7 protein-coding genes are annotated in these 16,570 nt (G+C 38.2%); 2 read left to right on the top strand and 5 right to left on the bottom strand.

The window, feature by feature from the left end; translation table 11 throughout:
* Positions 1-65: 65 nt before the first annotated feature.
* The 5 genes from AC27E9_RS09465 to AC27E9_RS09445 all read right to left on the bottom strand — a co-directional run bounded on the left by AC27E9_RS09465 (position 66) and on the right by AC27E9_RS09445 (position 12,806).
* A complete protein-coding gene (locus tag AC27E9_RS09465) occupies positions 66-2,894 on the bottom strand; it encodes a TonB-dependent receptor (RefSeq protein WP_487129527.1) in 2,829 nt (942 codons plus the stop codon).
* 549 nt (positions 2,895-3,443) lie between these two features.
* Entirely contained in the window at positions 3,444-7,721 is a 4,278-nt protein-coding gene (gene pulA, locus AC27E9_RS09460; RefSeq protein WP_487129525.1) for a pullulanase-type alpha-1,6-glucosidase, read from the bottom strand.
* A 25-nt stretch (positions 7,722-7,746) separates the two neighbouring features.
* On the bottom strand, positions 7,747-10,659 hold the full coding sequence (locus AC27E9_RS09455) for a TonB-dependent receptor (RefSeq protein WP_487129523.1): 2,913 nt from the start codon (positions 10,657-10,659) through the stop codon (positions 7,747-7,749).
* A 320-nt stretch (positions 10,660-10,979) separates the two neighbouring features.
* The gene (locus AC27E9_RS09450; protein WP_487129521.1) at positions 10,980-11,444 is read right to left on the bottom strand and encodes a hypothetical protein; all 465 of its coding nucleotides are present in this window, start codon (positions 11,442-11,444) and stop codon (positions 10,980-10,982) included.
* 306 nt (positions 11,445-11,750) lie between these two features.
* The gene (locus tag AC27E9_RS09445; RefSeq protein WP_487129519.1) at positions 11,751-12,806 is read right to left on the bottom strand and encodes a M35 family metalloendopeptidase; all 1,056 of its coding nucleotides are present in this window, start codon (positions 12,804-12,806) and stop codon (positions 11,751-11,753) included.
* A 374-nt stretch (positions 12,807-13,180) separates the two neighbouring features.
* On the opposite strand from AC27E9_RS09445, the gene AC27E9_RS09440 reads away from it, so the two are divergent.
* Entirely contained in the window at positions 13,181-14,014 is an 834-nt protein-coding gene (locus AC27E9_RS09440) for a substrate-binding periplasmic protein (protein ID WP_487129518.1), read from the top strand.
* Between the two features lie 228 nt (positions 14,015-14,242).
* Positions 14,243-16,234, top strand: a complete 1,992-nt coding sequence (locus AC27E9_RS09435) for a glycoside hydrolase family 97 protein (protein WP_487130046.1) — start codon at positions 14,243-14,245, stop codon at positions 16,232-16,234.
* Positions 16,235-16,570: the final 336 nt, after the last annotated feature.

The following is a 16,570-nucleotide window of genomic DNA, read 5'->3' as shown; positions in this document are numbered from 1 at the left end:
ATAAAACCTGCTAGAAGCCTAGCAGGTTTTAAAGTTACAAACTTCTAATTAAACTCTTTCGATGATTAAAACTTGTAGTTAATCCCTAAAGAGTAGTTAGCACCGAATGATTGGTACGACTTAATTTGACGCGAATCCGCCGCTTCAGCTTGCAACGTATCTTCATCCGTTATGTTTTGCGCTTGCAAAGTAATACGTAAGCCTTCTAGTGACGCTATACCTGACTCTTTAAAGTCATAGCTAATTTGTGCATCCCAAATTTCTGAACCAAGATCTTCAGTTTCATCCAACGCAAGGCTTAGACCACGAGTTTCTGTTAAGAATTCATCACGTTTAGTACCTGCAATACGGAACTCAAAGCCCTTATATTCATAATAGGCGGTTAATGAATAGCTTTCCTCTGAAAGACCAGGTACTCGACCACCATCTTCTAGCTCACCATCAAGAAAAGTCGCACTAACGGCAATACCAAAACCATCTAAATTTTCGTGTACTAACCTAAATGGCATACTAGCTTGAAATTCATACCCTCTAACGAAACCTTCTAAACCATCATCAGTTGAGTCGACGAAACCATTGAAACTTGCAGGGGCTAAATGTTCGCCACCGTTAGCACAACTAGCATCATTATCAACTAGATTATCAGGTGAAATTACACCATTGGTGTAACAACCTTGTGACTGGTGATAACCATCAATATACACATTTGAAAAGTCGGCGATAGCATTGCCACTTCTATGCCAGTTTTTCAAATCTTTATAGAAGAAGGTAGCTGCAAAATAGCCATCATCAGCGAAATAATTCTCGTAGGATAAATCGAATTGATTTGCTTCTAGAGGCTTAAGTGTCGGATTCCCTGCATTTCCTGACCATGGGCTATTTTCAATATCTGAACTACCTATTTGTTGATCATTAAAGGCAAAAGTTACGCGATTATTCGGCTTCATATCATCCATACGTGGACGACTTAATACCTTGCCCATTGACGTACGAATAAACTGATTTTCTGCAACTTCGAAACTTAAATTTAATGTTGGAAGAATATCAGTGTAAGAATCGCCACCAGTAACAGCTGTGGCATCAACACGACCACTAGCGTTATCGACCACCGAGTAGCCTGATGATTTTTGATCGATATTGACAGCTTGTAAGCCAATATTACCACTCATCAATACATCACCAAATTCAGCTTCTAAATTTACTTTTACATATGCAGATAATTGCTCTTCTTCAACGGTATAGGTATCACCTAAACGATCAGTTTGTACTAATGATGCAGCTGTTGCAGTATAGTAGCCGCTGTTGTATAAGCCAATACTATCGTAAGCTAAAACGCCATTGATGCCGATAAAATCTAGATTGGCAACACCTAGCACATTAGGTATTGGCCCATCATTAGGGTATTCTGGCGCGGTTAAATAATCACCTTCATTAATTTTTTCTTTAGTACGATCTGAGTATAAAACACCTGCTTCAATACCTGAAACAATACCATACTCTAGTAAACCTTCTACTTGTAAACGAACGCTATCTAAGTCTTCTTCAAATTCTGGACGGTTTATGAAGCCATCTTGTGCATCACTACCAATAATAGGTGCACCCCATGCTTGCGGACCAGCTAAGCGCATTAAACTTTCATCAGTATAGTCAACACCAGGTAATGTCGGGTGAGCGCTATACATAACCCCCGTTGAAGTCATCTGCCAAGCACGAGCTGCAGCAGGACGGCCATCCACACCAGCACGACCAACACCAGAATAGCTTTCCACATCAATAATAGATTTTTCCACTGACCCAGTAGAAACATCTAACTCAACAGTCCAATCATCACTTAACGCATATTCTACATTTAAACCAAAGGTTGTTAATTCAGAATCTTGCGTACGAGCATCATTACGTACGACAGAGTGAAAGCCATCCCAATAACCAGAAGTTACTAAACCATCTTCAACATTAGTTTCGGTATAATTAGCACCACCCCACACAGGGCCACCTTCTTCAAGTCCTCGACGTACATCGTTTTCATTAAAATCGATATATAAGGCATCAAATTGAATTTTTAACGCATCAGTTGGCGCATATTCAACAATCGCTGCAATTGAATCACGCTCAAGTAATGCGGAACGAACAAACGAATCGTGTCCACCTAGAATCTTATTACCGCTAGCGCTATCTGCGTATCCCCACGCTCGAAAGTTTTCTTCTTGACGTGGTGTTTCTAACGATGAAAACACTAAAGCAAGACCTAATGTGTCATCCATGAATTTATCAACATAGTTGAATGAAAAACGATGACCATCGTTATCGTAATCAGGGTTTGCAGAATCCTTCTCATTCTGCTCAAAGTTAACATTAAATGCCATCACTGGATCTGAATTCAAAGGACTCACAGTTTGTAAGTCAACAGTGCCACCGATACCTTGTGAAACTAAACCTGCTTCTGGCGTTTTATATACCACAACATTAGAAACAATTTCCGTTGGGTATAAGTCATATTCAACACCACGGTTGTCACCCATACCTAATAATTCACGACCGTTAAGAGAAGTACCGACATAGTTTTCATTAAAACCACGCACTGACAAACCGCTAGTTCGGCCATTTCGTCTTTCACCCGTAACACCTGGTAGGCGGGATAATGATTCTGCAATACTTGTATCAGGAAGCTTACCAATATCTTCTGCCGACAGTACTTCAACAATCGAATTAGAGCTCATTTTAATAGCTTGAGCACGCTGCAAACTACCACGTATACCGGTAACTGTTATAACTTCAACTTCTTTTTCTTTCGCTTTTGTATCTGCTGCTTCTTCAGCTAGAGCGGGTATACTTAGTGCCATAAAGCCGCTTGATAGCAAAGCCAAGGTAACTCGACTTGGTTTAAAACTTAACATTGGTGAACTCCCCTATACATCCTTGCTTTTAATTATTTTTCAGCGTTCCTACGCTGATGTAACTAATTTGTATTTTCTGCAATATTTGCAGTCATTCCTAATATAGTGTGAGCAAGAAACAATGAATACCACTTGCATACGTATTCATCATGCACTTCGGTACTGAGCTGGATAGCTGTCTATCTCAACGATAGCTATTCACCTATATAAAGTAATAGCTAATCTTGTTTTAATATAACCAAAATCACAACAAAAATTATCGCTGATAAATAATTTATTCCTTTAAATACAATAAATAAGAAACCAATTTATTTACTATATAAAACTTACTTTGCTCAAATTACAATTATTTACACATGGTTACTCATTTCTATAAATCTAAAACTATTAAGGTTCATTTCAGAACACTGAATACGTATGTAAACTAAATTGGTAACGTGCTATTTCGAACGTTATGCTATTAGGCAGTAATAAAAAAACGCCCTAGCAAGCTAGAGCGTTCTTAAGAGAATAATAATTATAGCAAAATCATTCCTATTTATTATTCATTTACTTCTTCGATATAGTAATCCTTGGTGCACTCGGATCAGGTCCAGTAACCATAAAGATATAAGTAGCAGCTTCATCAGCAGTAAAAGTTAAATTGTCATTTGAGCCCTGCGATAAAGTTAGTGGTTGATTTAAATTTGCCACATTCCCATCATCACCAGCCCCCAAATTGAAGGTAGACCAATCACCAGAGGCAACCTTAAACCCGTAACTCTCTGCATCTAAATCGATCTCAACAGAGTAACTCGCGTTTCCTTGATAAATGACTTCATCAACTTCTCCCCAATTATTCATCTCACCACGTATAAATACACTTGTATCAGCAAACATTTCGGATTTAAAAACGGATAATGTTGGCGCTTCCAAATCTGAAGCATCAAAAATAAAGGTATATTCTTGCTCAGTATCAAATGTCATCATTAAATTATCATTACTACCTGACAACAATAATTGCTCTTCTGTTAACAACACTTCAGTATCGTTAGCTGGAGCTCCCATATTAACAGTTGACCAATCAGCTGAGGCTACTTTAAAGCTAAATGTATTGGCCTCTACGGCAAAGGTTGCCGAGTACTTACCACCACCAATGTATGTTAGCGGGTTTGTTTCACCCCAACTATTCATATCACCACGAATATAAACCGTTGTACCAACAAAAGGCTCTTCATTTTTAACCGTAAGAACAGGAGCATCGATATTTGATGCATCAAGTGTAAACATGTAGGTAGAAGCATTAATGATAGATAGCGCTAAATTGCCACCATCTTTGGATAATGTGAAATCTACACCTTCTTCTACAATATTACTTGATTCAGGTGCGCCTAGGTTAACTGTCGACCAGTCACCTGACGCTACTTTAAATTCATAGTCGTTCGCTTCAAGCTCAATAGCAACTTGGTAGATTCCATCACCAAGATAAGTAAAGCTATCTACCTCTCCCCAACCGTTCATGCCGCCACGAACATAAACAGCTGTGTCTCCATAAGGCACAACATCAGGCGCTCCCGCCGTGGCAATAGCTGATAAACCGCTACCTTGTTGTTCTCCTTGTGTTTTAACAAATACTGCCGTTGTTAAGGCAGGTACAGTAAATGTGCCCTCACCTTCACCTTGACTAAAACTGGCACCTGAAACAATGCTATCAACAGAGCCAGCTTGTACACTATGCAAGTTAAAGCCTTCAGCAGTAGGAATAGTATGCGAAAGTTCATTATTTGAACCATTAACGGCAACAACAATAGCATCATTAGCAGGATCTAAGTCTTCTAAATCACTGCCATCATCAATACTCATCACAATTAAGCCTTGAGTTTGACCTTTGCCAATATTATGGAAGCCAACACGATCAATAATATCTTGTGCTGTTGTTAAGCTAAATAACGGGCTGGTAGTACGAATTTTCAAAAACTCATTAAAAACACTTGAAGCAAATGAAATATCACTGGCTCCAACGTTGCTGTCAGCATTTAGTGCGAAGCGCAATAAGTCTTCATCACTTTTACCTCCTTTATCAAGCGGCAAACCTTTATTCCAATTATTATTGTCAAAGGTAAAATCAACAAAGTTATACCAATCACCGGCATCATAGGTATTGCGATCTAACGACTTAGAGCGTAAAAAGTCACCGCCCATTTGTAAAAATGGAATACCTTGAGAAAGTAAAACTATTGAATGCGAAACATTCTGAGTTCGAACTCGTGATTGCATATCCATTGACGGGGAAAGTACAAACTGTAGTTGATCCCATAAGGTTTCATTATCATGTTTTGAAATATAATTGACGACATCAGCAGGATCTTTAGCATACATATTTGGTGAAAAGGCACTACCTAGGCTGCTGGTGCCATTGGCACTTTTCAACACGTAATCTGCAAGTGAACCAGCTAGGCCAAGTTTAATAATATCTTGTTGCTTAAATGCATCGTTATCATTGGCATCATTACTAAAGAACTTCCCTTTTCTAATGCCATCTCGCAACCGGTCATTAAAGGTACCAATTTCACTACCCGCCATATTAAATTGATTCGCTTGTTCAAAACCACGATCATCACGGGTCCAACCTTCACCATAAAAATGCGTATCACTGTCAATCTCTTGAATTGTATCTCTAGCAGCAAGCATCTGTTCTTTCGAACCATGACTCATAATATCAAAGCGGAAACCGTCAAAGTTATAATGTTGGGTCCAAACTTTTAGAGAGTCCACCATCACTTTATCCATCATACGGTGTTCAAGTGCGGTATCATTACAACAAGTTGATTGAATAATAGCACCAGTTACCGTATTTCTGCTGTGGTAATAACCAGGTACTACCATGTCTAAAACCGAATTTTCCGACATTCCTGCAGAGCTGGTGTGGTTGTATACTACATCTAACACAACACGTAAGCCTAAATCATGCAATGCTTTAATCATAGCTCGCATTTCAGTAATGCGAGCTACACCATCTGCATTCGAAGCGTAAATGCCATCAGGAACATTAAAATGTTGAGGATCATAGCCCCAGTTAAAGCTATCCACTTCACGTAATACATTCATTAATTCAGCAGCGTCATTAGAATAACTATTGTAGCTTTCAAATACTGAGCGTAATGAACTATCCGCACTTTCAACGCCACAAACGGGTGCGTCACTTTTAAGTGCACAAAGCTCAGCAACTGTATTATCTAAATCAACAATAGACTCAGGATCTTCGTTAATAGAAGCAATATCATTTGCTGGTAGTATATGAAAGTAACTTAAACCATTATCTGCCAGTTTTTGTAAATGTTGCACAGGTAGAGAATTAGTTTCTGTAAAGGCTAAGTATTTTCCTCTTTTTGCTGCGTCAGTGCTTTCATCAAGCGCACTAAAATCGCGAATATGACCTTCATAGATAACCGCATCTTCATAATTTCCAGCAGCGACAACATTTTGTTCTAGCCAGCCATCTGGCATCAAATCATCATCAGTTAAATTTACAAACTGGGAATAATCGCCATTCGTAGAAAGCCCAACAGAATATGGATCAGAAGTAAGTAGCGTTTCTTGTTGCTTACTTTGATAATGATAAACTGATAATTCGAACTGATAAAACTGACGATCTAAGCTAGCATTACCTTGATACGACCAAACACCAGTGTTGGTGTCTTCAGTCATGGCATGACTAGCAGTTTCTTTTTTATCGGCATCATATACTTTTAGCGCAATACTTTGCGCTGTTGGTGCCCAAACAGCTACACTTATATTTTCAGCATCATACATTACACCCAGTGTAGCTTCATCAGCATCGGTATCACCTTTAGTGTATATATCATCAAGTGCTTTTGCAGTTTGCACATAGGTAGCTGCAACTGCTTTACCTTCACTATTGTAACCAACCAGAACTTGTTGATTTTTTAATATCACTTTAGCGTCTGCAACCGACCAATCGCCTGAGAAAGCACGCCATAAATTGACTTGTGGTGCATTAGCTTTTTGCTCATCAGTTAGATCTATTTCAGACAAAGTTAGAGCGGTACCACCAACATTATCATTCTCATCAGCTTCAATTCCTGCGTTCGTCGAATGATGAAGTCGAACCTCTGTAACCTCATCACCAACATTCCATACGAGGGTATTCGCTTCAATCCAATGACCAGCATAATCTGCAATTTGTAATGGCTGTTCACCCAATGAAACAATAGGATATTCAAAAATAGATGCGACGCCTGAAAAGGTAAAATTCATTCGCTGGTAGGTATCGTCTTCTTGTTTAAGTGGCATTTTCCAATCACCACCGCCAAACTCCTTGCCAGCATCATCAGTACCTTTATGAATGATAAAATTGCCACATTCATTAAAGTCGTCGACTAAATTAACAACCCAGTAAGCACCATAGTTAGGGTCAACGGCGGTATGCACCAAGCCATTATCCCAACTTGGCGCTAAAGAATCATCTGCGTAAGCATTACAAGTCACATCATTCCAGTTGTGTAGCTTGTATTCATCATATTCGCCATCAGCACGATTATAGTAAAGTACAGCTTGGGTTTCGTTTGGAAAAAATTCTGGGGCGGGCGCATCTGGATCAACACCAACAACACAGCTTTCATTCAGCGCATCTGGCACTGTTGGCACAGGACATTGAATTGGCTCTGGTGCAACACACGTTGTCCCCGCTGCGTCTGGCACCATAGGCACATCACAGGTTAGTAACGTTGTACCTGCTTTTGTTGTATCTGAACCACCACAGGCAGACAGAATAAGAGATATAAATGTTATAGCAATTAGCCGTAACATTGAGTTTTTATTAAACATAAATTTTACTCCAATAGTTAGGCACTTATAACGAATAAGTCATACCCAAAAAGAACTGACGACCAAAATATTGAATAGTTCCGGTTTGTGCTTTCACACCAAAATAACTTTTAGTTGGTTCATCAGTGAGGTTATTGATTTGAAATACAGCATTTAAATTGTCATTAATTTGGTAAGAAGCTTGATAATCTATAATAGTTTCGCCATCGTAATTTACAGTTTGTGCTTCTACGGCAACTTGCTCAGACACAAATTCATCGCGATAACGAATACTAGCGCGGGTTTCAAAACCTTCATACTCCCAAAACAAAGTGGTTTGAAATACATTTTCTGATAAACCCGGTAGTGATATAGGTAAGTCTTGCTGACCTAATTTAGATATTTGCTGAATTTCACTTTCAGTGTATGAATAACTCGCCTGTAGCCCTAAACCAGACCAAAAATCAGGTAAGAATGAAAATATTTGTGTATAAGTAAACTCAATACCACGAATATAACCGCCTTTATCATCATTAAATGCGGTTTCAAATGAGCCATTTCTAATCTCTAAAGGTACGCCACTAATCGGGTCTACCATTCTATCAGGCACGGCTAAGCCATTGGCGGCAAAGTCATACTCACTAATCGTTTGTGTAACAATACCGGTTGACTCAATATCTTTGTAGAAAATCGCAGCTATAAGTGAGCCATCTCCTTCTTCAAAGTACTTTTCATAAGATAAATCATATTGATTGGCATAAAACGGCTTCAAATGTGGGCTATTTTTAGCTTGCCCACTAATTTCAAAGTAGGTTTCAGTTTCAGTCGAAATTCGCGTCAAATTTGTACTACTATTTGATGCTAATCGATCAATATTTGGCCGGCTCATAACTTTAGCGGCAGCAAAACGAATTTGGTCGCTATCCGTTAATTTAAAGTTCAAGTTCATTTGTGGTAAGTAATCGGTATAACTATTACTTATTTTCGTTGGAAAGTACCTATCATTCACTAAGCCTACTTCATCAGTAATGTACTGCGCGCCTAATCCAATATCACCACCAACGTCTTGTAACGATGTTGCCGCTTGCTTAGTATCAATAACTCGAACACCAATATTACCAGTGACTGGTATACCTGCTATTTCGGTATCAATATTCGCCATAATATAAGCTGCAACTATATCTTCAAAGACAGTACCACTTTCTTTTAAAGTCCAATCATAATTATTTAGATATGGATTTTCACCATTGACAGCTTCGCCAGAAAAGCCCCACGTTTGCACGGGTTGAGGAACTCCATTTGGGAACCATGCATTAAGTACGGCGTCTTGATCTAATGCTAAATAGCTAGGAAAATATGAAAAATCTCCTGTCCAATTCACCACAGTTGCCATATCAGACGTTATATTTAAAGGTGCCTCTGGAGAGTTAAAGCTGCTATCGCTACCATATTCGAATACTGAACGTTTATTTTCATATTCACGTTCAGAATAACGGGCACCAAATTCGATAGAAGCTATATATTCATTATCAAGCTCATAGGTAAAATCAAATCGAACTGCACTCACTTCATCTTTATTCTCATACGGATAAATTCCGTATTTAGTCACCATAACTCTATTTAGGTCTGTTAACGCATCAGCTTGGTTAAAGCCAACATTTGGTAAGTTCAAGCCATTTAACCCATAACTTATAGAAACGTTATTATCGAATTCTGGTGTTTCTGCATTTGCATCAGTGGAAACCAATGACCAAATTAAACCGTTTCTAAAGTTACTTTCTGCCGACGAGTAAGAAAGATCAATATTAAGACTCAAACGTTCAGTGATATTCCAATCAGCATTTAATCCTAAACTCTTCACTCTATCATGATCGGTATTATCGTCATTGACGACTTCAATACGAGTTGCACTGTTAGATGTCCTATTGAAAGTACCGCCAATAATTGAATTTTCGTGGTAAATAGGGTTACTAATAGCCGCTTGGCTACCATCAAACTTAACTCGATACCCTCTCGCAAACTCTTCGGAATCAAACTTTGAATAAAAGCCATCGAACTTTAAGTTGAAATTATCTGTTGGTTGCCATTCGATAGTTGTCACATAACCATTACGAGTTTCCTCACCACCTTTATGCTGTAATTCAAAACCTTCACTTATAAATTCACATTCTGGACAAGCAACTGTGCCACCAGTATCACCTTCGATATTATCTACATCTCTTGATTTATCATACGCTAGACCGATAAACTGTTGCGTAGCACTAGGCTGAAATAAGCGAGCATAACCTAAAGCTACACCGACAGTATCATCCATAAATTTACCTTGGTATGAAACACTAAAGCGATGACCACTTGAAGTCGCATCTGGAATATCACTAGCTAGATCGTTATACATACCACGGGCATTTACCGTAAACTTGTGCGCGTCATCATTTTTTAGCGGATTTGCAGTAGCCATTTCAACCGAACCTGCAACCCCCCCCTCTATCATTGATACCTTTGGCGACTTATAAACGGCTGCATTTGAAATAAGTTCAGACGGATACTGATCAAATTCAACACTACGCTGCCCACTGGTCGATACTTGTTCTCGACCATTCAAAGTGGTTGAAATAAATCCACCCGACATACCGCGGATATTTATTTCAGCGGCTTGACCGCCAGTTCGAACAGCAGAAATACCTGGCAGACGAGTTAATGCATCAGCCATTGAAACATCAGGCAATGCTCCTAAGTCATCAGCAGTAATTTGTTCTGATACGGTATCGGCGAAACGCTTTTGATTGATAGAATCAATCAGTGAACGGCGAAAGCCTGTTACTTCTATTACTTCAATTTCTTTATCAGCTTCACTTTTTTCTTTTTCATCAACTTGTTGAGCATAACTAGCCCCTGACAATGTTAATAATCCACAAGAAAGCATTGCCAATGTGAGCTTATTGGGCTTGGATTTAAACATAATTGGTTTCCCTCTATATCATCCTTGAATTTTATTTTTTGCTTTTATTAATTCATGACTATAAGTTTCATAGCTGATTAAATATAGAAGGCTAGTTTTTGTAAGCACAGAGTGTGCATACGTATTCAAATATCGCTTCTTTTTGGGAAAAAGTGACACAATATATTTGCTTTAACTTTATTTTTTTTATTCACCTAGAGTGTGCAAGGCCTAGACGGAAATTGGAAAAACATTCCCAAAAGAAAACCTGTACATTTGATTACAATAATTAACCAATTGAATACGTATGCAGAAATTTAACAAAAATAAATTGTAAATTTTTACTGAACACTAAAATTTAAGGTATCAGTTTGACATTGATAAACACTAACAGGCATATCGTTTTCAATTACTTGAAAGGTTTTTTTATTTAATTGCAGTTTATAGTCACCAGGAATCAAGCTATACACTAAACTCAAGTCAAGCATAGTTGCCACATTCCCTTTTGCTCTAATTAACTGATAATCTAAAGACGTTGGCTTAGCACGCTTAACCATCGGGCCCTGATAAGAAATTTTTTCGCCACTCGGGTCAGTTATCACAAACAAATCTGATAAAAAGCCTTCTAAAGGCGTGTACCAAGTTAAAACAGACAGATCACTACTACTCTGATTTAATAGTATAAAATCAATAAATATACCATCAACGATATTTTGCTCAGCGCGAATATTAAGTTTACAGCTTAATGAAGGTTGTTCTAATTCTGTAATAATGTGATTAGATTCGGTCGGCATAAATCCTTCCATAGCTCTGTGCTCCTTGCTACAGCTAACTAACAACATAATCAATACGCCTACAAAAAAGTTAGAGTGTTTTGGATAACTCAATTCTTTCTACACCTTAATTAACTATTTTCCGTGGGTAATGACTACTCGTAAATTCCTTTTACCACTTAAGTAAAGCACTCTTTTTCGAAAACATCACATGAATTTTTCATTTTTTAAATTAAATTTTTATCTATAAGGTAAGTAATAAAAAAGCCAAACTCAAATTACTTGGTTCGGCTTTTTACTTTTTAACAGATTTTAATTTCTTGTATAGCAAGCACTGGGTTAATTCTGATTAGGTGTGTTCTCAGCAAAATATTCATGGCTATCAGCATTGTTTAATGCTTGATCTGGGTCTGAATTTGCTAAGCTTTGCGCGCCTGACTGGCCATAAACCACATCATCGGTACCTGCAATAGCGTTAAAATGACTTAGTTCATGTACTATTGTGCCAGCGCGAGAGTCCGTACCAAATTCACTAGCATTCCAGAATGCTCTGCAAAGGTAAACTTTGTATGGTTGTGTTGGGTAAACATAAGCAAAGTAAGACTTTTTGCAGCTACAATCAAACTCTAGTGGTTTATTGTCAATGGCGTCATCAATTGCGTTAAAATTAGCTACGGCCGTGTTATAGCGTGAAGACGTTGCTGCTCCAAACCAAGTATCATAGCGAGCAGAAGTATTATTAGCTGAATGCGAATTTAAGTATGCAACAGAGTTATTTGTGATTTGGTCTGCAGCATCTAATGCACTTATAATTTCGGTTTTTTGACTATTAGAACAGCGACCAGTAAAACAAGTACCATCAATACAATCAGCTGAGCCACCACTGCCTGGCTTACCTTTATTTGCTGTACCTTTAGCAGCGATACCATCAATCCAAAGTGTCACTGGTGCTGACATTAAGCGCTGAGCTTTTTTCTGCTGACCTTTATTACTATATAAGTGCAATGACTTAACATCGTAACTAATTTCGTAGCTACCCGCTTCGCTCATGTCGTATAAACCACTTAATTCATACGTTTTCGTTAATGACTCTCCAGACTTCAATTTAATGAAATCTTTTTCAACCGGTGCATGACGCTTATAATGAGGTCCATAAAATGCCACTTCTACGCCATCACGCTTGACCTCAAAAATGTGTTCTTCATCTAAGTCTGTATACCAACCTAGAAGCTTTTGTTGGCCATTGCCATTGTTAGTAATAGTTAAAGTTGCATTGACATCACCACTACCACTATTGTTAACGGTTAAATCAACATCGAGTTGCGGTTTAGCCGCTGTTGCTTGCATTGAGGTTATCGCCGCTATTGCAATTATTGCTTTTAAAAATGATTTCATAAATTTCACCCTAGCTGCCAATATTTCAGGCATTAAATGTGTGATTATTGTTATTATCTTTACGATACTTGTCGGTATTACCGTTCATCAAGCCATCGCAACCAGTTAGCAGATATTGCTATTTACTGTTATCTACACAATGAAATACTGAGTTATTTTTACTAGTAAATTTCCGCCTTAAATTAGAAGAGGTGCGACAATCAATTGATTGATAAAGAAAAGAAGCAATAATTTCCAATAAAACTTGCATTAGCTATGGATTTTTAACAATATTTATTACTCAATATTGTCATGTAAATTGAAGGTTTTCATTTATCCAAGTTTTCTTCTACAACATTGCTATCGCTTTACTACTGCTTACTATTAGCATTTGTATGTATTCAGTACATGCTGAAGAAAATGCTGAAGAAAATGCTAGCACTCAAGTAGTGACATATGTCGGCAAAGAAAGGAATGATTACCCAATAAAATTACTTAGGTTGGCATTAAGTTATGATACAAAGGCCGAGATAAAACTAGCTCCATTTGGCCAAGATATGCCTAAAATGCGGGCATTTAATGAACTTAACAATAACAATGGTATAGACGTACTTATTGGTGGAGCAACCATTGAAAGAGAAAAATTAGCTCGCCCTATTCGTTTCCCTATCATGAAAGGCTTATACGGATGGCGCATTGCACTTGTTAATAAAGATAATGAGTCCCTTTTAAAAAATATTAAACATTTATACCAGCTTAAAGCCCTTTCTGCGTTGCAGTTTCACACCTGGTCAGACAGTGAAATTTTAAGCTATAACAACATCAACTTGATTAAAGGCTCCGATGTAGAAGGCTTATATCAAATGCTAGATAAGAAGCGCGCCGACTACTTTCCTCGCTCAGTATTAGAAATTGACGCTGATCTTGAGCGACACCAACACCTTAATATTGTCAAAGATAAATATGCATTAATTTGGTATCCGAAAGCAGTTTATTTTTATGTTGCTAAGCATAAAGTTGCTTTAGCAGAAAAAATTAAAACTGGTTTGGAGCTAGCATTAAAGGACGGTCGCTTTGACCAGTTATTTAATGAACACTTTGGCAGTACGGTAAAAGCGTTACAAAGCCAACAACGGCATATATTTAAACTAAACAATCCTCTTATCTCCGCAAAAACACCGTTAACGCGCCGGGAGTTATGGTTAGATTTATCAGCTAATGAACAGTAGCAAAGCGGAGCATAACAAGCTATTTAGCTTTAAAAATTAAAAACATTTATCTCTTTGCTAAGTATTAAAAGAAACAAATGGTTAACCAGTCACGTGAATACGTATGCAACTTAATGTATTTTCGTTATCAGCACTTTATGCTTGAACAACAACTATTCGGCAACAAGAGCAATAATGAAAAAAATCATACTCCCTTTGTCTACACTATTTATCAGCCTATTTTCACACATGGAAATAATGGCAAAAACAGTTACGGTTAGCTCTCCTGATAATAAAATATCCATCAGCGTTAATGATGACAACCAGCCCAATTACCAAGTTATGTTTGATAGCGAACCGGTGATTTTATCGTCAGCATTAGGTATGTTATTTAAAAACGCTCATGGTTTTAGTGAAGGTTTTAAAATAACTTCAATCAATAAAGCTAAAGTAGACTCTACTTGGCAACTGCCATGGGGAGAACGTAAAAATGTCGTCGATAATCACAATGAGTTGCTGCTAACTTTTACCGCAGACAGAGATAGTGCTAATCAATATAAAGTGCGGTTTCGCGCATTCAACGACGGCATAGGGTTTCGCTATGAAGTGCCTGAACAAAAAGGCTTAGCACAAGTAGAAATTACTAATGAGTTAACTGAGTTCTCATTAGCTAATGCTAAGGAATCAACAGCTTGGTGGATCCCTGCTCGTGGTTGGAATCGTTATGAATACATCTATAACACCACCAATGTTGAAAGTGTTGATAGAGCGCATACGCCGTTTACCTTTAAACTACCATCGGGCACTCATGTCAGTATCCATGAAGCAGCGCTCGTAGATTATGCAGCTATGACCATTAATCAAAAACGTCCAGGTACACTAAAAGCTGATTTAACACCTTGGTCAGATGGTAGCTTAGTAAAAACTGAAACTAACTTTAAATCACCTTGGCGAACCATCCAAATCAGTAAAGACGCTGTCGGCTTATTAAACTCAGACTTAATACTCAATTTAAATGAACCAAACAAGTTAGGTGATGTTTCATGGGTTGAACCAGGCAAATACGTCGGTATTTGGTGGGGAATGCATATTAATGAAAACACTTGGGGCAGTGGCGAAAAGCACGGTGCAACAACAAATGAAACTATGCGTTATATGGATTTTGCCGCTGAACATGGCTTTTCAGGTGTTTTAGTCGAAGGTTGGAATATTGGTTGGGATGGCGAATGGTTCAACAATGGCGATGTATTTAATTTCGCTAAACCTTATGATGATTTTGACATCGCCAAAGTAAGTCAATATGGCGCTAAAAAAGGCGTCCGCTTAGTTGGTCACCATGAAACGTCCGGCAGTGTTACCAATTACCGCAACCAAATGTCTGAAGCCTACGCTCTTTATCAAAAGCATGGAGTAAGCCAAGTAAAAACAGGCTATGTTGCTGACGGTGGTAATATAAAGCGCATCGACGAAAACGGTATTGTTAAAAAAGAATGGCATGACGGCCAATTTATGGTTAACGAATATCTGCACAGTATCACTGAGGCAGCCAAACATAAAATTAGCATCAATACCCATGAACCAATAAAAGCGACAGGACTGCGTAGAACTTACCCAAATTGGATTGCTCGAGAAGGTGCTCGTGGCCAAGAATTTAATGCGTGGGGCACACCACCAAACCCGCCAGAACATACGGCAATATTACCTTTTACTCGCATGCTTGCAGGTCCAATGGACTTTACACCAGGTATTTTCAATATGAGTTTTAATGGCTTAGGTAGCGACAGTAACCGCCCGCAAACAACGCTGGCCAAACAACTCGCACTTTATGTTGTGCTCTATAGCCCTATTCAAATGGCAGCAGATTTACCGAAGAACTATCAAGCAAACTTACCCGCATTTCAATTTATAAAAGATGTTCCTACCGATTGGCATGAAAGTATTGCCATTGCTGGCGAAGTTGGTGACTATGTTGCATTTGCTCGTCAGGAACGCGATGGTAACGATTGGTTTGTTGGTGCGTTAACCGATGAAAGCGCTCGCGAAATCACGTTAAAACTAGACTTCCTTGAGCAAGGTAAACAATATCAAGCGCAAATTTATCGTGATGGTGAAAATGCGGAATGGGTTAATAACCCCTATGATTTAACTATCGAAAATAAAATGGTTACATCATCCGATAAACTTACCCTCGCACTAGCAACCAGTGGTGGTGCAGCAATTCGGTTTAAAGCTCTTAATTAGTTAACATTTTAAGTTAAAAATATTAAAGCCACGCTATTACAGGTGGCTTATTTTATTAACAATGAATAATTTAATAAGTGACTTCGTTTACAATCATTCCCTTTTATCCCCATCTCTTTCATAAAACTATTCTCGATATCGGCTTATTTTGAAGAAGCTTTCTGATACACAGATAAATATAGAGTAATAACCGATAAGCACGTTGAACTATATTGGCAGGTTCTACTCAAACTCGAGCAACTTATTGCATTCATTAATGTCTTGGCACAAATTAATTCACCACAGCAACAAGTTGCTTGATAGAATGTTCACGCTTTCGCAACAATTTAAATCGAT

The sequence above is a fragment of the Colwellia meonggei genome, from assembly GCF_057537295.1.
The sequence above is the reverse complement of the archived record's forward strand: the minus strand, read 5'-3'. Positions and strand labels throughout refer to the sequence as shown.

Coding starts and splice junctions, on each gene's coding strand:
- AC27E9_RS09465 (WP_487129527.1), bottom strand. CDS start 2,894: ATGTTAAGTTTTAAACCAAGTCGAGTTACCTTGGCTTTGCTATCAAGC.
- pulA (WP_487129525.1), bottom strand. CDS start 7,721: ATGTTTAATAAAAACTCAATGTTACGGCTAATTGCTATAACATTTATA.
- AC27E9_RS09455 (WP_487129523.1), bottom strand. CDS start 10,659: ATGTTTAAATCCAAGCCCAATAAGCTCACATTGGCAATGCTTTCTTGT.
- AC27E9_RS09450 (WP_487129521.1), bottom strand. CDS start 11,444: ATGGAAGGATTTATGCCGACCGAATCTAATCACATTATTACAGAATTA.
- AC27E9_RS09445 (WP_487129519.1), bottom strand. CDS start 12,806: ATGAAATCATTTTTAAAAGCAATAATTGCAATAGCGGCGATAACCTCA.
- AC27E9_RS09440 (WP_487129518.1), top strand. CDS start 13,181: ATGTATTCAGTACATGCTGAAGAAAATGCTGAAGAAAATGCTAGCACT.
- AC27E9_RS09435 (WP_487130046.1), top strand. CDS start 14,243: ATGGAAATAATGGCAAAAACAGTTACGGTTAGCTCTCCTGATAATAAA.